This window comes from Rheinheimera pacifica, from assembly GCF_024809855.1.
Classification (GTDB): domain Bacteria; phylum Pseudomonadota; class Gammaproteobacteria; order Enterobacterales; family Alteromonadaceae; genus Alishewanella; species Alishewanella pacifica_A.
Genome location: NZ_JANUEM010000021.1, coordinates 14,074 through 32,435 on the forward strand (window position 1 = coordinate 14,074; position 18,362 = coordinate 32,435).

Sequence of the window (18,362 nt, forward strand, 5' to 3'; positions counted from 1 at the left end):
CGAGGTAATGATGAAGGCGCATGATTTCGTTTCATTTGTTTTGAGTGAGATTGGTTCTACACCAATTCAGATTGCTAAATATTATCATCAGCAAATAAGCAACCTGGCTGCTGAAGCTGGTATTGATTGGAGTGAAACTGAGATTAATATCGCATACCACTTAAATAAAACGGTGTACCGGGGTCGGGATGGGGTGGTGGGTTTAACTGGTGAAGATAAATATAGAGTGTACGTTGTGCCGACGTATGCTGAGTATAAAGATAAAAAGCCTGCCGCCAACCAGACAGCAACGTTTCAATGGCCCATCATCACATTTGCAAATGCGCGACAGTCGTATATAAAAAAGTTATCCCCAAATGACAAAGGTAATCTGGGTACAAATTGTTTCAATGCCTTACCCTTAATGTGGGCCGAGTTTGAAACCTATAAAGCGGGTAATTACGTATCAAAACCTATCATGGCTGAAAGCTACGATCAGAAAAGAGCAGCCGCGTTGAAAGCGCAACAAGATTCCAGGGCCGCGATGAAAGTTGAGCTGGAAAAAGATATTGCATTAATCAGCCAGCTTTCAGCTTATGCAACTAGCAATCATTCCAGCTGTTATTTAACAGATAAAGCGGTTGACAGCATAGCAAGGCAAACGGATCTCCGGTTTGGCAGTGATAGCAAAGGTTTTTTTATCGCCTTCCCGTTAATTAAAGTTACTGGGGCGGTTGCCGGGTTACAGCGCATCTATGACAAGCCATATTCAAATAATAACCGCAAAAAAGTGACCTGGGGCGCTGATACTAATGGGGCGTTCTACATAATAGGTGACACTCCAAATGCTGATGTAGTTTATATTTGTGAGGGGTTGGCAACGGCGCTATCAATGCACGAAGCTACAGGCCGGCCATGTGTAATTGCTCAATATAATACTAACTTGCCGGCAGTAAATTCAGCTATGGCTTTTTTATACCCGAAAGCGAAAAGGGTGGTGGTTGCGGATAATGACTGTCACAACGTGAACAATGGCAACTCGGGTTTATATTGGGCTCTTGAGGCTGTGAAGCAGTTTGGAGGTTTTGTATTCTGTCCTATCACCGGCGATGGAACTGATGCAAATGACGTTCATAGGGTTGTGGGTATCAGTGTGCTGCAGAAGCAGATTAAGTCAAAAGCAAACTACTGGACACAGAGAGAGGCTATATCTGTTGGCGGTATTTTCAATGTCATATCACAAGCTGCGTGAGGTTTAAATGTTAAGTTACTACGAATCGGCTGAAGGTTTAAAAATCACAAAAGCCAGGGCAGTTAAAGAGTGCGAAGATCACGGCGCAGACCCTGCAGAAATGTTCTCGGAGCTGGGTGATTTAGCTGAGTATGACGCTCAAGCTGTTTTACGCTGGCTAGGTCACTAAGTATTTATGTATTAATGGGGGGGTGTATGAGCATCCACAGAGAAGAATTGTTATCAAAAGCCGTTAAAGGGCCAGTGAAGGTTACCGGCCATCAGTTTTACAGCATGCTGTCTGGTCATGATTGGTTTGCCGGGTTCTCCGATGATTACTCAGTAACCAAAGATGCTGAAGAACACATGAGGCAGCTGGAGGCTATTGCTGAGGGATCTGAAGATTTTAAAAAATTATTGGATGGATTTAAAGCGCATCACTTTAGTGGTGAGAGTTTTTGTAGGCCTGCAGTGTCAAAGCCGGAACTGCCGGAAGAGGGGCTATTTGTTGAAGTTAATGCAGCAATAACTGATGGCTCCAGGGTTTTGATGAAACGCTTCGCCGAAGAAGTGGGAGGGGACGTTTGGCAAGATACAGTTAATATTGAACCGCCCTTTCTCCTTAAAAAAATTGACAACAAAGCGCAGCCATTAGGAGTTTTTGGCTCGTACCGTGATGTGTGGCATGCGGCATGCTTCAGTGTCAAGCATGGCCAAGGTGGACATGGGGATGTGGTTATTGAAAACATACGAGTGTTTAGCAGTTTCGAGCAGTTTGCTCTTGAGTAATTATCGTCTTGCTAAGAATCATCCAGCGAATGGTCAGAGGAAAAACATGGCTGAACTAACCATTAATCAACGTGCGGCAGGCCACCGGCGTAGCCTTCAGTCAATGCACAAGAAGGTCAGCGCGATGGCTGCAGAATGGTGGGGTGAGGACGAGTGTTGCCGCAGTTTTCTGGACGAACTGGCAGAGAAAATAAAAGAGACTGAATATCTGTTGGTCATTGAAAAATCAGATGCCTAAAGTTGATTTACCTGCTGCGCCTGGCTGTCCAGGTTCAACAATAAGTTAATTATTAATAGAGGATACATTCGTGAACACTTTAATTGTGATGAAGAACTTAGTATTACTGTTACCAATTTCTATAATTTTATGGTTTTTGGTGCTATCAAACGCCCGCTATCGTTTATTGCCGAGATTTGTATACATCCCATTTTTGCTGATAATAACCGTTCCACTTGGTGGATACTTGGGAGCTGCTGTAGCGGCTGCATTTGGAGAAAATCTAGATCTTGCTCCATTTTCTTGGGTTGAACAACCTTTGTTCGCAGCTCAGGTCATTGGTACGTGTTTTCTTGTAGGCGGCAGCAGCAGTTATGGTTTGTCATGTTTTGCAGCCAGAATGTTGAGTAAATTAGGAGTTAAAAATTTACCTCCACAGCTTGTAGGCAAAAGCTAGTTATTCCGCTGATTTCTGCCAAACCGCTTTTAATAAACCAGTACAGGAAATTGTAAAAGTGTCACAAAATTATATGTTTAACGAAGAAAAAGATTTAGTTCTTATGACTGGCTGGGATAAACCAATGGGCGAGGCATACATCATCATTGGGCAGCTAAATGAGGCTGGTGATGATTGGCTCCATCCTTTATTGCTTGATGAGGTTGCTCCTTTTGATCGAGAACATAACATGCAGTATGTAGACGAAATTGTAGTTAGGTTTTCTGGCGTTGCTAGAAGGCATGGCATTTTGTTAAGCAAAAGTATTAAAGAGCACCTAGTTAAGCAAATTACCGATAATGCGGTAAATGTTATGTTCCTCCACTCAGAAAATGCACCTTCGGTGGCGCTGGACGACAGCCCTTTTAGAACATTACTGTTCAGGCAGTGAAACCTGCAGCCTTGCTCAACCAGTTTTTTTTGGGGGTGGTAGCCCTCTAGCCGCAGCGGCCGGCGCCGGCTAAACGGATTCGCTACCACTCTGTGCGCCTGGCCAGCTGCAGCTCGATACACTTTGCTACCACTTCTGCCCAGGGCAACCCATTTTGCCGGTACACCGGGTTAATAGCCTGGTAAACTTTGCCCGGCTTTACCGGTTATATTAACCACCGCCACTACTGCGCTGTTATTTTGGTACCAGAAAATACCAATATGCCAGGCTCTGGCTGGGGTAAGGCTTCCGCCTTGAATTTAGGCTTTTGGCTGGTGGCACTTTAGCGACCGTTGCCGGCAGTGGCCAACCGAAAACGCCACCGGTTTGACGGCCCGGGCCGCTGCAGCTGAGCTGGTTTTGGTGGCACTGCTAAAGCGTTGATAGTTAATACACAGGTGTACTAGATGTACGCTTCGCCCTGGTAATACCGGGCGTCACTCTAAAAGCGGTTTGGCAGAGGGCGGATTGGCAATCGATGTGCCAACAAACCTTATGAGCCGCATCAATCTCCTTTCCTTGAATTTAGTACGCTGGTTCCCGTTGCGCGACTCCTTCCAGTCGTTGCTCACTCCATGCCTGCGGCATATTTTTGCATGAGAAATCAAAATAAATGTTGTGTATAGATTGTTTGTTGGCCAATTTCGTGTATACTTGTATACATCATTTGTTGATTTTTTTGGGGTTTTTATGTCGTGTAAAAATTGTGATGAAGATGGTATTTGTCAAAACCGATGTGTTCCTCCAGTTAAAAAAGACAACTAGATAAGGGTTGTTTTGGCGGTGTTTTATTGTTGTGTTTGTGTTGTTTATGGTATGGTGTTCTGGCCAGATTAAATTTGGTTATTTCTGAAAATAAACGTTCACCGGTTTACGTGGTGAGGAGAAAAGATGGATATTTCAATACTGAATGAGGCATATACTGCCGCTCAAAAGCGCCTATCTACCCTTCCAGGCGAAATAAAAAAATTGGAAGAGGATGGGTGTATAAACGCTTCAGCGCATTGGCGTGGTGGAAAATATTTAACGCTACTTTACCCGGTGGGTAGTGATAAGAAAAAAGAATATGTCGGGGCTAGGCAAGATTTGCAGGAAAGGGCTTTAAGGCAAATCAGAAATAACATTAAAAAGCGTGGGCTTGAGCAAGCTCAGAGAGATATAGCAGCCGTTATTGTTGCCCTTGAAAAAGGGATTACGCTTCTGGCTGGAGCTGTTAATCACACCGTAGCCGGAACACCTATGAGTGTCAGCCAGGCAGGACTATTAAAGTTTATTGAGGGCATCAGTCATGAGTAAAAAAACAGGCAATGTTTATGTAATTGCAACGAACAAAGGTGGTGTTGGTAAAACCGGTGCTACCACCCAGGGAGCGTATTATGCTGCAATTGAACTGCGGAAAAAAGTTCTGCTGATTGATATTGAGCCGCAATGCAACTCTACCCGGATGTTGGGTGTTAATGCAGATTTTGATCAGAAGCACTCTTCACTTTTGTTTGATGGCCAGTATGAAGGTGAACCTCTGCAGGGTAAGCACGGCGTGTATGTTATCCCTGGCGATAATTTTTTAAATGACTTACAAAAAACACAGGACGTCATTGTAAATTTTGCGCGAAATATCCAAATGCTATCGCAGCAGTATGATGCGATTTTTATTGATGTCCCACCATCTGGCGAACCATTGCTGACTGCTGCTTATGTTGTTGCTACGGATGTAGTCGGCTTACTGACGTGCGAACAGCAGAGCGTAGATGGCTTGGAAAAGTTTGTAACAACAATAAACAGTTTTAGGGTCGAAGTGAATCAGAATATGCAGTTACGAGGGTTTGTGATCAACTTATATATCCCTCGCCGAAAAAAACAGGCTGAAATTCTTCGGCAGATAACATCTGACCCAATAATTGGTAAAAGAATGGTGTGCCCACCGATACAAAATTTTGGCTGGATAAGTGATTGTATAGATGCTGGAGAGCCAGTTTGGCAGAAGCTGAGAGGTAGTGGTGATAGCAAAGCATCAAAACAATTCTTGGCATATCTGACTAAAATATATGGGAGTAAAAGAAAATGAAAAGCTTGAATCTAAGCGGTTTAGCAAATGCCCTAGGGGCAAGCCAGGAATTGCAAAAAGCAGGTATATCAAACGGTGATGAGCTTATTGAAATAAACCCATTCGATGTAGCTTTTGATAAAACTCAGCCGCGTAAACGCATCCGAGATGGGTGGATTGTTGAGTTGGCAGAGATGATTCGCTCTGCTGGCCTACAGCAGCCACCGGTTGTTGAGCTCAGATCACCTGGTGATAATGCGGAGCAACTGCTAATTGTAAAAGGTGATCCAGCCTTCGTTCACCGGCTAGGTGAATGTCGAATAAGGGCGTTTCAGTATTTACAAACGACATATCCTGATGATGTTCAGTATTCGGGTTATACCAAGATGCCGGTGATTAAACGTGAATACGTATCACGCGAAGGTATGAGCAAAAATGCTGTTGTTAAAATAGGCCAGATTATAGAGAACAAGGGGCGTGAACAGCCGGATGCAGTAGATGAAGCTGAGGCGATCTTAGATCTGGTAAATGAAATTGGCCGTGAAAAGACAGTAGAAGCGTTAGGAGAAAGCGGTAAAAAGGTTACCGAGTCTTGGGTGTCTAAACGATTGGCGTTGGCAAAAGTTCCATCTTCTGTGCATTGGGATTGTGACGCTAATGATATTTCAGACATGGAAGCAAGGGTGTTATTGGGCCGCATATACGAAGAAAATAAAGAGGCTTACGACGATTTAATCCATGACTATCAAGAAGGTAAAATTAATGCAATCAGGGAATCAGCAGCCCAAGTTTGGAGGGAGGTAAGTAAAAAAGAGCCGCCGGTAAAAGGTGGTGGCAGTCGCGGTGGTGTGGGTAGCTTAGTTGATAAATTGCCGAATGAAGATAGTGATTCGGATGAAAAAGTTGCTCAGAGAGAACAAAATAAACGGGATTATTCTGATTTAGTTGATAAATCAGAGTCAGCTGCTGAGGAACAGCTTGAACTGCTTGATACCATACCAGTTGCTGATCCAGTTGCAGATAATTCTATAACGGCGAACAGACTTATGATGGGGAAGGCTGGCTTATTCGTATGGGATGTTAGTGGCAATGTCACTGAGATTTCTCTGCCAGATGGTGTAAATGTTTCAATCTCAATTAAGGACTAGCAGATGTTAGGTAAAGAGTTTGCGGCAACATTGGTAGCTTATATTTTGAGTGTTGTTAGACCGCCAGGGCATGGCACTGCAGCAATAAAAATAAAGCAATTATCTGGCAATGAGATTGCAGAGAAACGCCTTAAATTTTATGAGCTACAGCAAAGAATTGTCCATAAATGGGTGTTGAAGTCACTGCTTATGACGGCAATCAGTTTAGGGTGGTTGCCCAAATGCTCCGCTGAGGTGGAGGCTGCCATACTGACACTTAATGATGGAAGCCGCCCGTACACTGACTATTCGATTGCGGAACTGTGCCAGGCTGTACATGCCTTTATGGTTGATGATCTATTTTCAAATCTGGAATCAGATAGTTTCCCTGGGCAGGACACGATAAATAAATTTGCGGAGGTGTGTAGTGAAGAAAGTCGAAAAATCTAGCAAAATTCTGCTGTCAATAAGCAACTTTGAAATAGCTTATACGGGATACTCAGCGACTAAAAAAAGGGCGTTGGGAGATAATACAAAGGCAATGCTTGAACTATTATTTGTGCATGGAAAAAGAATAAAAGAGATAAGTGAGCAGTTTCACTGCAAGCAGCAATCTATCTCAAGGCTGGGGGTCGATTTCTCAAGATACTACCGTGGTAGCTTTGGGCCAGCCCCGAAAGGGTGGCAAAGTAAATTTGTAAGCCTGCCTGCTGATGGTTGGTTGGAGTTTGAGGCATTGTATAAAAAATATTTGGTAAAGCAGGAGTAGTGCCATGTTCTTATTCGGGTTAGTTGAGAAAGCTTTCAAGCTTACAGCAGTTTTTTTTATGCTATTCATGATAGTCATGTTTCTATATGAGTTGATTTTATAGTGGATATTTCTGCCTACCTTTGCTCAAAACAGCTAAGGGCGTTAGGTAAAAAGGTGTATAAGGTATTTTGCATTGGGCAGGACGAAGCAATAGTCAGAACTCTTGCTTCAGAGGCTATATGTACAGCTAAATTTATTAGCTTTCTAAAGGCAAAAAATGCAAGTGGTTATCAGATTTCTTTCTCACCAGTTGATAGGCATAACATACTTTTCTTTGATGATGTTAACTATCTTGGCCTGAACAAGCTCAATGGGTATGGGCTTGCTCCCAGTGTTATTGTTGAAACATCCCCTTTAAATTATCAAGCGTGGATTGTTCTTTCTGATAGCTACAGCATTTCAATTCGTGACACCTTAACCGGCTACTTGGTAAAAGACATAAGCGCCGACAAGTGTTCATTAAATCAAGGTCAGCCAGGCAAGTTAACTGGTTTCACGAATACAAAAGCAAAGCATCGCCTTCCATCTGGCGATTATCCATTCGTAAAACTTGTGCATGCTAGCTACAGGCCAGTTTCACCTTCTGGGTTATTGATTAAAAGGATATCTGATTATCTAAGTTTATCTGATGAATTTCGCATGCGAAATCCATTAATTAAATCGATATCTGACTATCACTTGTCAGTTGAGTTTGCTGGAGATCTCCATCGGGCGGATATGGCATACGCAATTAATGCCTTAAAGCTTGGGGTGGACGTGTCAATAGTGAGATCTGAAATTCTCTCACGTAATTTATCAAAAAAAGGCTCAATTAGAAGGCAGGTCGAGTATGCAAACAGGACAATTAGAAAAGCAAGGGGGCTCTTGGGGTGGTCGTTGTAGAATCGCTGTATATACCAGATTTACTACGTTATCAGCTCACTAATGCTGTTGTCGTTAAAAGCGCTAGTCAATATCTGGATGGTGCGGAACGCAGCTTTCACAAAGTAAAAACAGATTCACTTTTTGTGTACGAAAGATGGACATCGAATGCCTTCGGAACAGCAACTTGGACCTTGAACATTTGCAAAGCAACCGCTGGTATTGGCTCTGTAAAGATTGCAGGGGTTTATCCAGGCTGCCAGTTACTTTGTCGCGCCACAGGTAAACGGCAGGTGGAAAAGCTAAAAGCATTAATGGCAGAAATTGGTGATGATTTTTACCGAGTTAAGCCCGGATACTGGGAAAGAGTTCAGGCTGCTTTGCCGACAAGAAAAGTTATTATTTTTAACGGAGAACTGAATGCAGATAAAAAATAAACCTTGGCTTTACGCGATATTGATAGTGCCTTCTGTAGCTATATTTGTGCCAGTTTATCAGAATTACTTTGGTAACTATTACTACAATAGGAGCCCATCAATACCTAAAGGGATGTACAGATCTGTTGTAAAAGATATCAGTGTTGGCGACATAATTGCCTTCACACCAAACGATGTGTTTATAAATTTTCTTGCAGAAAATGACATAAAAACATACAAATTCATCTTCAAAAATGTCGCAGCTGTTGCTGGTGATCACGTTTGCTACTCGGATAATTCTGTTCAGATTAATCGCAAATATACCATTAATTACAGCGCTGATATAGTTAGGAAATACCAAATAACAGTGCCTGAATTTTGCGGCGAAATTCCTACTGGAAGCGTCTTTGTTGTTTCAGACGACCTGCAAAATGGCTATGACTCTCGCTACTTCGGATTGCTCAGTGAGAGCCATATTAAGGATGTAATAGAGGCCTTTTGAGTTCAGCCCCTTCTCGTACTTAGTACACCAAACCAGCTGCTTAGCTGGTTTTTTTATATCCGTTTGACTCTATTTTTACCAAGGCGGAGCCTTGCGCGGAAGCGACCTATGCGAAGCATAGGAACTAAGGCAAGATAAAAGGAACGTATCTTTTTCGTTGGAATCGTATTAATTTCGGGGGGTAGAGCTGATTACACCTATATATAGGTGTAATCAAATTGATTTGTATACACATATATAATACACTAAAAGTGATTTTTAACAAGAATGTAGAGCTATGACAGAGATCAAAAATGAGAATGCAGATCCCTTGGATAGACTAAGGGCGAGGATGAAACGGGCTAATGAAAGGCCTGTCACAGTCCAAGTAAGATCCGCTGTGCGAAGGGCTGGAGGGATTCAATCTGCTAATCATAAAACTAAAGCTCAAGCTGGTAAGGGGCCGCAGAATAAGTACGTGGTAAAAGGCGGTTGGACATCAATATCAGCAGGAGCGGCAACGCCTGAACCAGGCCGCTGGTCGCGTAATGTCATAGTGAAAATGCGGTATGTTGACTTCACACCATCGCCACCTTCAACGAGCGGCGGGGTTAGTTCATCTTTACCTGTCGGTGGGGAATCGTCAGTAGGTTCGGTTAGGGCTCAAGGTGGATCTAAAACTGCAGGTTATGGCTCTTCAATAAGTTCTACCGCATCGCACCTTGGCTATGTACAAGACAGGCCTGCTAAGAAAATAGATAAAGATAACGGGCTGGATGTAGAGGACAAATTAGATGAAAAAAAAGAACTCTTACCAGAGGATGGCCAAGACAAGATTTTGGACGGAAACACTACAGAGGCCCATCTTAAATACAAGCAGAATGACAAAGCTGAACAGTACGATCATGGCGTGTTGTTTGATGACAAAAATGACTCTACTAAAGCAGCAGATTTTGTGAAAAGGTCCGCTGGAGATAAGCGGCAGTTCCGGATTATTTTATCACCTGAAGATGGAGCTCAAGTTGACCTTAAGGCTTTTACTCGGCAGCTTGTTAAGCAGATGGAGAATGATCTTGGAACTAAGCTAGATTGGGTTGGTGCTAATCATTACAACACAGATAATCCCCACACTCACCTCACTTTGAGAGGTGTTAGGGATGATGGAACAGATTTGGTTATTCATCCGAACTACATCAAGCATGGCGTTAGAAATAGAGCGGTCCAAATTCTTGATAAGGAGCTTGGTCCTCGTAGTGAATTAGACCTGATAAAAGACGTAAGCAAAAGCATAATGGCTGAGCGTTATACCAAGCTCGACAAGTTGATTGAAGAGAGGATTGTTGGAAAAGCAACACCAAAGCTTCAGGTATCCGATCTTTACACTATTGAGGATAAGCGCTTACTGGATGCCTCAGTAAAGAGAATTAAGACTTTAGAGGATCTTGGGTTGGCAAGGCGTGGGGCAGACGGTGATATTTCATTCCAGGCAGGCTGGAAAAGCTCGCTGATGAAGTTAGGCCAAAGACATGATATTTACAAGCAAATGTCTCAACACGGCTACCCAAACGTAGTTTTTATGGATGGTGCGGTTAAGACCCGGCCTGTTCTTGGAAAGGTCGTTAAAAGAGGGATGCATGATGAATTATACGAAAAAGAGTTCATATTGGTGTCAGGAGCTGATGGTAAGGTTCATTACGTGCCAATGCGGGGTAAGGCTCCATCTGATCTCTCGGTAGGTAGTATCGTTCGTGTTTCTGCTCAGCCTCCAAAGCCATTCTTAACTAAAGCAGATGCAAATATACAGGCATACGCGCAATTGACTGACGGCCGTTTTGATGTCGCAGGTTTTAAAGTTTGGGCGGCTGATACTAAAAAACTTTATGGTGAACCTCTTGATAGATTTGTTGAGTCACACGTTAAGCGAATGGGGACTCTGAGCGCTAAAGGCTTTGCTGAGTTCTCCGCTGACAATTGGAAGGTGCCAACAGATCTAACATCAAAGATTGAAAAGTTCGACGAGAATATATTTGCCAAGGTTGGTAATAGAATTGAGATTTCTAAGGCAGATAAGTTTTCCCTGGATAAAACCGTTTCTAGTTCTGGGGTGACAACTTTAGATAAATACATACTCGGCTTGGCTGATTACGACCATACTGCTTCTAAAGGTTTTGGCAACGAACTGGCAAAAGCGGTTAAAGCCCGGCAAACGTACCTAGTTGAAAACAAACTAGGCTCATTTAAGGGGAATACGTTTAGACCTGTTCGGCGCCTACTTGACACATTGAGAGAGAACGACCTTCGTAATCAGGCGCTAAACATTAAAGGTGTGAATTCTGAACTGCCATTACAAATCAGTACGGGCCAGGCAACAGGATACGTAAAAGGTTTCGTTGAAATTGATACTGGTAAGTTTATCGTTGTGGCTAACGATAACAAAACAGGCTATTCGTTAGCTAGGGTTAGTAAATCTCCAGAAAGCTTTGTGGGGAAAAGGGTGTCGATAGTGAATGAGTTTAGAGACATCGGTTCGCCGCAGTTGTCTCTACCGGCAAAAAGCAAAGTCGTATTGCTTGAGAAAGGAATTGGTCGATGAAAGTGAAAGGGTATCAGATTTTCTGGGCGCAGATTGTAGCAGTTGTCTTTCTCCTATTTGTAGGTTTTTGGGTAAGCACTCAGCTCTTTGTTTTGTTAACCGGGCTTGTTAATGGGGAGTTGGGAGTTCCTTCATTCTATCTTTACGATTATCCGATTTATTCACCTCTTAGTATCTGGTCCTGGCTTGTCCATTTTAGTGATATATACCACGAAGAGTTTTACTATGCGTTTATACCTTTACTGGTATCTGTATTTTTATGTTTTTGTTCTACGGTATGGTTAAGTATTCTGCGGCACCGTGAGGATGCAGCACCAACAACTTACGGTACTTCAAGGTGGTCTTTAGATTCAGAGGTCAAGGAGAGTGAATTAGTTTTCAATGAAGGTGCTTTGAGTTCCATTCGGCCTGCAGTCAGAAAGAAGGCACAGAAAGATATCGGTCGCACCGTTGTTCTTGGGAAGCTTGATGATGGAACAATACTCAGGCATACCGGGCCTCAGCATATAGCGGTTATTGCCCCATCGAGGGCCATGAAAGGTGTTGGTATTATTATTCCAACACTGTATTCCTGGCTAAACAGTGTTGTTGTTACTGACATTAAAAAGGAGAACTGGTTTGCCACCTCTGGGTTCAGGTCAAAATTTTCCCATTGTATATGCTTCGACCCTTCAGACCCACAAAGCGCCGGCTGGAATCCTTTGCTTGAAGTTCGTAAAGGTGAGCGTTACGAAGTTAGGGATGTTCAGAATATTGCGTTAACTTTAGTTGACCCCAATGGAGATAAAAATCAGTTAAGCCACTGGGATGAAGCTGCAGCAACTTTGCTATCCGCCACGATACTTCACATATTGTATGCTGAAGAAAATAAGACGCTTGAAGGTGTTGCTTATTTTTTAACTGACCCATCAAGAGATATCAGGTATACACTCTATATCATGATGTCTACTTCGCACTTGGGCAGTAGACCTCACAGGATGATATCTAGTGCCGCCAGAGAAATGCTAAATAAAAGCGATAATGAGCTTTCTGGGGTGGTGTCAACTGCAATGAATTATTTATCGTTATATCGTGACCCGACGGTGGCAAAAGTTACTTCGCGATCAGATTTTAGGATAAAAGATATTGTATCAGCAGATAAGCCCGTAAGTCTTTACGTAGTGGTGTCTCCTGATGAAATTAAACGGTTGCGGCCGCTGATTAGGCTGTTACTCAATATGCTAGGAAAACTAACTGATGTACCTTTGACCCCTGGGAATGAAGATAGTCCATACCCTTATAATTTGTTGATGTTAATGGACGAGTTGCCTGCATTTGGCCACATGCGTTTCTTTGAAACATCGTTAGGTTTTTTGGCTGGGTACGGTATAAAAGCAATGCTAATTGCGCAGAGTCTAGCGCAGGTAAGTAATGTTTATGGCCGGAACAGCGCTCTAATGGAAGCTGCGCATATAACAGTTTTTTACACGCCAAACCCTAAAGATATAGATGGTGCAAAACAAATATCTGAAATGCTCGGTGATACAACACAAGAGCGGCGAAACTCAATGTTCTCTGGCGGCCGCCTTGCATGGTTGCTGAAGAACGTAACAGTGTCAGCGCAAGAAGCCCAAAGAAAACTCTTAACGCCTGGGGAAGTCCTGCAATTTCCTGCCACAAAGAAAATTATCCTGATATCCGGCCTCTACCCAGTCATTGCCAATAAAATCAAATATTACGAAGATCCATTATTTATGCCGCGAATGCTGCCGCCTATTCCTGTTGATGGGACCTACAAAGATTATCCAGCTGAGACTGAGAACCCGTGGTTAGGTTGCATTATAGCCAAACCCGTTCCACCATCAGAAGATGAAGATGAGACTGGTGAGGTTATGGTGCCGGTAGGGCAAAGTGAAGATACTGAAAAACAAATTAAACCAGCTGAAAAAGTCGCTAAGGAGCTTCGCCCTGAAGTGGCCCCTGAGGTAGAGCAAGACAACAGTGAAGATGAAACATTTAGACGCGAAATGTCGCTCCAATCTAGTAAGCGAGTAGAGGAGCGGCGTTTAGAAAGTAAAGAGAAGTCAGATTTAGATAACGATATATCCTGGTAGAGGTAACATGAAAGCAGCACCAAAAAATACCCAGAAAGGGCAGAGAAAGCAGATTCACCCAAGAATTTCACAAAACATTTATGAAATGCTTGAGCTGGAATCAAAACGGACAGGATACGGTTTAAATCAGCTTGTTGAGCAAGCGCTGGTTGAATTTTTTAATCCTGCAGGTAGAAAAACGACAGAGGACATAATTCTTAAGCGGTTAAATTCATTAAAGCGAGATTTGTCTAATATAGCTATTGGTAATGATATAGCCACTCAGATGATAGCCACATACGTTAAGAACTGGTTTATCTATCAACCACAAGTGCCGGCAGAGCAACGCGAAGAACTACTACAGATCCAGGAAAGACGTTTTAATCAGTTTCTGTCAACAGTGACTAACAATGTAACGGCCGGTAATAGTTACCTTGAAACCATTACGCAAGGCGCGTTTATCTTAAGAGAAGAGATCCCTGAAGAGCTGTTCAGTGAGGATGGAAATGATGCAAGCTAATGCTTACAGAATACATTCCTTGGAAGATGCTTTGGGATTCCAATTACTGGAGTTGCTCAATCGTGAGGATGTCATTGAAGTTTGGTTAAACTCTGACGGTAAACTTTTCGCTGAAAGTTTAAAGCAAGGCAAGTGGTTAACGGACATAAGCATTAGCCCTGAAAGGGCGAAAAACATCATCACAACCATTGCCGGAAGTGTTGATAAAATTGTAGACGAAAACAACCCGTTGCTTGACGCTACGCTGCTGATTAACAATGCCCGGTTCTCTGGCGCTATACCGCCCGCCTGCGTATCGCCCCACTTTAACATGAGAAAACAGGCCACGATCATCTACAGCCTGGATGATATGGTGAGGCAGGGGAACATAACAGAGAGTGGGGCTGCCATCATACGACAGCTGGTGGCGAAAAAGAGAAATATACTGATATCCGGCTCCACAGGCTCCGGTAAAACTACTTTCAGTAATGCTGTCCTGCTTGAAATGTCCAAGACCGGGGATAGGTTAATCATTATTGAAGATACACCGGAGCTACAGTGTGGAGCGGAGGATTATCAAAAACTGCAAGTTTGCCCTGGCGCTGACTTGCTTGCGTTAGTGAGGTCCGTCCTGCGTAAGCGGCCAGACCGCGCAATCGTTGGAGAATTGCGAGGCGCAGAAGCACACGGTTTATTGAAATTATGGAATACAGGGCATCCAGGAGGATTAGCGACTCTCCATGCCGACAGTGCTCTTGATGCCCTATCTCGGATTGAAGATTTAGTAGCGGAATCAATAGATAACCCACCTAAGCGGCTAATATATAAAGCAGTTCATTGTGTCATATTTATGGAAAAAGTAGAGGGCGGCGCTCGCCGTGTTACTTCAATAGCTGAAGTGTGCGGCCATGACGGCACTGATTATAAAGTCAATGAGCTATTAGAATAAGGTAGATTTTTATAAATTGACAAACTATAATCCCGCCGTGTATACATTAATACACAGAAGTATTTCAGGAGATAATAATGAAAATGTCAACGATTTTAAAGTTTACTGGCCTTGTGGTCATAGCCTTGGTGTCAGTCGATGTGTTAGCCGCTAACGCAGGTATGCCCTGGGAAGGGCCACTTGATCGGATAGTTCGTTCTGTGCAGGGGCCAGTTGCAAAAGGTATTGGTGTGGTGGCACTCACAGGTACAGGTCTAGGCGTAGCTATGGGGTTAGGTGGGGATATTGTACAAAAAGGCGCAAAAGTGGGCTTGGGCCTATCAATTGCTTACGGCGCTGTAACCTGGGGCTTGCCTTTGTTTGGCTTCGGTAACGGCTTAGTTATCTGATGGCACCTGAAGGATGGGAAGTGCCAGTAAATCAGGCAATAACAAAGCCTGATTTACTCGGCGGGGTGCCACGAAAGGTCGCGGTACTTCTAGGCGTTTTAGGGCTTAACTTTCTTGTGGTCCTAAAGCAATGGTGGATGATACCAATTATTGTTGTTTTGTGGATTATCTTTGCTATAGCAACAAAGAAAGACCCAGAGTTTTTTTCAGTTATCCCCAGGCATTTTGAAGAGCCTGATTACTTAGAGCCTTAGCATGTACAAATTAAGCGAACACAGAAAGAAGCGAGAGCAGTTCTCAAGCAGAATTACTTGGGCTGGGCTAGTCAGCCCGCATGTCGTTTTGAATAAAACAGGCACGTTGATGTCATCTTTCCGTATTCGTGGCCATGATTTGGACTCGGTAACACCAGAATATATGATTGCTGTTGTTGCAGGCCTAAATAATACGCTGAGGCGGTTAGGTTCAGGTTGGGCATTGCTGAGTGATACCAGGCGCAGGGAAACCGTAGAATACCCCAATTCTATGTTCCCTGATCCTGCTTCGCTGCTGATCGACGAAGAGCGGAGAATAAGGTTTCAGGAGGGCACTCGGCATTATGAAACTGAGGACACCCTAACGTTCGTATGGTTACCGCCAAGTGATATTTCAAAAAGCGCTGGAAACCGTTTAATTGAGAACTCCAGTGTAAAGCAAGGCTCTATCAACCGCTGGGCTGACGTTGACTTTTTCACCAGTCAGATAAAGAGCCTGCAGCTTGACATAGCCTCAGTATTTAGCAGTTGTGAGTTGTTGAAAGAAGGAGAATTACTCGCCTATCTTCACAACACTGTTTCTACAAATTACATAGCAAAAGTAGCTATGCCAGACATACCTTTTTATCTGGATTCTTTGTTAGTTGATGAAGGGGTTTTAACTGGGTTAGAGCCTAAACTAGGTGACCATTTTATCAAAGCTCTTACGATCCGATTTTTCCCTGACAGTCAGTTTCCGGGAGTGCTAAGTGAGCTTGACAATCTTAATATAGAATACCGTTTCACCCGCCGCTACATAGCGTTAGACTCAGATGCTGCTGAAAAAGAACTTACAACATACCGAAATAAATGGTTCAGTAAGAGAAAGTCAATCTGGGCGATTGCAGGGGAAGCATTAGGCCTTAACTTATCCAGCAGTGTAGATCAGGATGCTGTTGATAAAGCCGGTTCAGTAGATGACAGTATTGCACTCTCAAAGCGTGACGCTGTATCTCACGGTTATTACACGGGTACGTTGTTGTTGTGGGATAAGGATTTGAGCGTGGCTTCAGATAGAATTGAAGCTGTAAAAAAAATAATTGAGAGGTTTGGCTACACCTGTATTGTGGAAACAACAAATGCTGTGCAGGCTTTCTTAGGTGCAATACCTGGGAATACATATTCAAATGTTCGAGCCCCAATGATAAACACCCTTAACTTATGCCACATTATGCCTGTGTCAAATGTATGGGCGGGGCATCAAAGAAACACACATTTAAACGATGTACCATTAATTATTGGTAAAACGCGAGGGGAAACCCCGTTCCGGCTTGTAACGCATGAAGGTGATGTTGGCCATTTCGTTGTTTTGGGTCCTACCGGCGCCGGTAAATCAACACTTATAAACCTGGCAGCAACCCAATTCAGGCGTTACAAGTCGGCAGACGTCATTATTTTTGACAAGAAAATGTCTGCTTATGTACCGACCTTGGCGGTAGGCGGTGTGCATTACGAAATAGGTGATAAAAACGGCCTTCAATTCCAGCCATTAAGACACATAGATGACATTGCGGAGCAAACATGGGCTCACGGCTGGCTTTGTAATTTGCTCGAACAGGAAAACATAACGCTAACGCCGGTCATAAAAGATGCTGTCTGGAGTGCGTTGAACGATTTAAAAAACTCGCCAGAAGAGTTAAGAACCTTGTCCGCTTTAAAATTGAAGGTTCAGAATAACGATATTCGTTCTGCATTAAATCCATACACACAGGGCGGTCCTTTTGCCTTTATGCTTGATGGTAATAGCGATCCTGGCTTTAATTCAAAATGGCTGTGCTTTGAAATGGAAAAAATAATGAACTTGCCCCAAGTTGTGCCGGCAGTTCTTGATTATATGTTCCATGCGATAGAGAAGCGCTTTAAGGGCCAGCCAGTTATGATGATACTTGATGAAGCCTGGCTATTTCTTGATAACGCCCAATTTCAAAGCAGAATCCGTGAGTGGTTAAAGGTTTTACGTGATGCAAATGTAAGCGTGGGTTTTGCAACTCAATCGCTAGACGAGATAGCGAAATCAAAAATTGTTAACGTAATACTAGAATCGTGTCCTACACGAATTTATCTCCCTAACCCTGAAGCGACTAGCGATCTCAGCGCTCCACTATATGCTTCGTTTGGCTTGAACCCGGCTCAGATAACAAATCTGTCCAGGGCAACAAAGAAGCGGCATTACTATTATGTATCACCCGCTGGCTCAAGGATGTTTGAGTTAGACCTTGGGCCGGTCCAGCTGGCTTTCATTGGCTCTAGTGGCAAGGAAAATGTTGCGTTGGCCAAAGAGCTTCTGCAAAAGGTTGGTAGCAAAGACTTCGCTGTTGAGTGGTTAAAATTAAAAGGCCTAAATGACGAGGCTGATTATTTAAAAGAGATTTCGACATCGAGGGCTGCATAATGTTGATTATTATCATATCAATTATGGTTGGTTTGAATATGGCTGGGCTATCAGCTAATAACTACTTATCTCCATTAACAGCATTGGTCATGATTTTTTTTATGGTAGCACCGGCTGTGGTTTTCAGAAAAAAATACGCGCTAGCAATATTGTTGATCTCTTATTCATTGTCATATATCGCTATTGTTAAAGTTCGTGGAAACGAACTGGGGGCCGAAATTGTTTATATGATAATTGTCGGAATTCTATGCCTTATAGCCACGAGAAGGTTGCAAGATTTAACTAAAATATAG

Annotated in this window: 22 protein-coding genes; all 22 read left to right on the top strand. The window is 43.2% G+C overall.

Going from position 1 to position 18,362, the window contains the following annotated elements; translation table 11 throughout:
* The first annotated feature begins 7 nt into the window (after window positions 1-7).
* The 22 genes from M2404_RS18985 (at window position 8) to M2404_RS19090 (ending at window position 18,362) form a co-directional block, all read left to right on the top strand.
* Window positions 8-1,231, top strand: coding sequence for a toprim domain-containing protein (locus M2404_RS18985; protein ID WP_259241454.1), 1,224 nt, complete (start codon window positions 8-10; stop codon window positions 1,229-1,231).
* A gap of 7 nt (window positions 1,232-1,238) precedes the next feature.
* Window positions 1,239-1,400 (top strand): hypothetical protein, encoded by a 162-nt coding sequence (locus M2404_RS18990; RefSeq protein ID WP_259241455.1) that lies wholly within the window; start codon window positions 1,239-1,241, stop codon window positions 1,398-1,400.
* A gap of 26 nt (window positions 1,401-1,426) precedes the next feature.
* Window positions 1,427-1,999 carry a hypothetical protein gene (locus tag M2404_RS18995; RefSeq protein ID WP_259241459.1) on the top strand — a complete coding sequence of 191 codons (573 nt, stop codon included), beginning with the start codon at window positions 1,427-1,429 and terminating at the stop codon, window positions 1,997-1,999.
* A 46-nt stretch (window positions 2,000-2,045) separates the two neighbouring features.
* The gene (locus M2404_RS19000) at window positions 2,046-2,237 is read left to right on the top strand and encodes a hypothetical protein (protein ID WP_259241461.1); all 192 of its coding nucleotides are present in this window, start codon (window positions 2,046-2,048) and stop codon (window positions 2,235-2,237) included.
* Between the two features lie 70 nt (window positions 2,238-2,307).
* A complete protein-coding gene (locus tag M2404_RS19005) occupies window positions 2,308-2,673 on the top strand; it encodes a hypothetical protein (RefSeq protein ID WP_259241463.1) in 366 nt (121 codons plus the stop codon).
* 58 nt (window positions 2,674-2,731) lie between these two features.
* Window positions 2,732-3,103 (top strand): hypothetical protein, encoded by a 372-nt coding sequence (locus tag M2404_RS19010; RefSeq protein ID WP_259241464.1) that lies wholly within the window; start codon window positions 2,732-2,734, stop codon window positions 3,101-3,103.
* Window positions 3,104-4,033: 930 nt separating this feature from the next.
* A complete protein-coding gene (locus M2404_RS19015; protein WP_259241467.1) occupies window positions 4,034-4,438 on the top strand; it encodes a hypothetical protein in 405 nt (134 codons plus the stop codon).
* Window positions 4,431-5,207 (top strand): ParA family protein, encoded by a 777-nt coding sequence (locus M2404_RS19020; RefSeq protein WP_259241469.1) that lies wholly within the window; start codon window positions 4,431-4,433, stop codon window positions 5,205-5,207. Before M2404_RS19015 ends, M2404_RS19020 begins: the two co-directional genes overlap by 8 nt.
* Entirely contained in the window at window positions 5,204-6,334 is a 1,131-nt protein-coding gene (locus M2404_RS19025) for a ParB/RepB/Spo0J family partition protein (protein ID WP_259241473.1), read from the top strand. The genes M2404_RS19020 and M2404_RS19025 overlap by 4 nt, the downstream gene beginning before the upstream one ends.
* Before the next feature lie 3 nt (window positions 6,335-6,337).
* Entirely contained in the window at window positions 6,338-6,763 is a 426-nt protein-coding gene (locus M2404_RS19030) for a hypothetical protein (RefSeq protein WP_259241475.1), read from the top strand.
* Window positions 6,741-7,082, top strand: a complete 342-nt coding sequence (locus M2404_RS19035) for a hypothetical protein (RefSeq protein ID WP_259241483.1) — start codon at window positions 6,741-6,743, stop codon at window positions 7,080-7,082. The genes M2404_RS19030 and M2404_RS19035 overlap by 23 nt, the downstream gene beginning before the upstream one ends.
* A gap of 102 nt (window positions 7,083-7,184) precedes the next feature.
* Window positions 7,185-8,006, top strand: coding sequence for a RepB family DNA primase (locus M2404_RS19040; RefSeq protein ID WP_259241485.1), 822 nt, complete (start codon window positions 7,185-7,187; stop codon window positions 8,004-8,006).
* Window positions 7,994-8,422 carry a DUF2840 domain-containing protein gene (locus tag M2404_RS19045; protein WP_259241486.1) on the top strand — a complete coding sequence of 143 codons (429 nt, stop codon included), beginning with the start codon at window positions 7,994-7,996 and terminating at the stop codon, window positions 8,420-8,422. The genes M2404_RS19040 and M2404_RS19045 overlap by 13 nt, the downstream gene beginning before the upstream one ends.
* On the top strand, window positions 8,406-8,903 hold the full coding sequence (locus M2404_RS19050; RefSeq protein WP_259241487.1) for a S26 family signal peptidase: 498 nt from the start codon (window positions 8,406-8,408) through the stop codon (window positions 8,901-8,903). Before M2404_RS19045 ends, M2404_RS19050 begins: the two co-directional genes overlap by 17 nt.
* A gap of 277 nt (window positions 8,904-9,180) precedes the next feature.
* On the top strand, window positions 9,181-11,475 hold the full coding sequence (locus M2404_RS19055) for a DUF3363 domain-containing protein (protein ID WP_259241488.1): 2,295 nt from the start codon (window positions 9,181-9,183) through the stop codon (window positions 11,473-11,475).
* Window positions 11,472-13,568, top strand: a complete 2,097-nt coding sequence (locus tag M2404_RS19060) for a type IV secretory system conjugative DNA transfer family protein (protein ID WP_259241489.1) — start codon at window positions 11,472-11,474, stop codon at window positions 13,566-13,568. Before M2404_RS19055 ends, M2404_RS19060 begins: the two co-directional genes overlap by 4 nt.
* Window positions 13,569-13,575: 7 nt before the next feature.
* Window positions 13,576-14,067 carry a hypothetical protein gene (locus M2404_RS19065; protein ID WP_259241491.1) on the top strand — a complete coding sequence of 164 codons (492 nt, stop codon included), beginning with the start codon at window positions 13,576-13,578 and terminating at the stop codon, window positions 14,065-14,067.
* The gene (gene trbB / locus M2404_RS19070; protein WP_259241493.1) at window positions 14,054-14,995 is read left to right on the top strand and encodes a P-type conjugative transfer ATPase TrbB; all 942 of its coding nucleotides are present in this window, start codon (window positions 14,054-14,056) and stop codon (window positions 14,993-14,995) included. Before M2404_RS19065 ends, trbB begins: the two co-directional genes overlap by 14 nt.
* A gap of 77 nt (window positions 14,996-15,072) precedes the next feature.
* A complete protein-coding gene (locus M2404_RS19075; RefSeq protein WP_259241494.1) occupies window positions 15,073-15,384 on the top strand; it encodes a TrbC/VirB2 family type IV secretion system protein in 312 nt (103 codons plus the stop codon).
* The gene (locus M2404_RS19080; protein ID WP_259241495.1) at window positions 15,384-15,638 is read left to right on the top strand and encodes a VirB3 family type IV secretion system protein; all 255 of its coding nucleotides are present in this window, start codon (window positions 15,384-15,386) and stop codon (window positions 15,636-15,638) included. The genes M2404_RS19075 and M2404_RS19080 overlap by 1 nt, the downstream gene beginning before the upstream one ends.
* A gap of 1 nt (window position 15,639) precedes the next feature.
* On the top strand, window positions 15,640-18,069 hold the full coding sequence (locus M2404_RS19085) for a TraG/VirB4 family ATPase (RefSeq protein ID WP_259241497.1): 2,430 nt from the start codon (window positions 15,640-15,642) through the stop codon (window positions 18,067-18,069).
* Window positions 18,069-18,362, top strand: a complete 294-nt coding sequence (locus tag M2404_RS19090; protein ID WP_259241499.1) for a DUF2921 family protein — start codon at window positions 18,069-18,071, stop codon at window positions 18,360-18,362. Before M2404_RS19085 ends, M2404_RS19090 begins: the two co-directional genes overlap by 1 nt.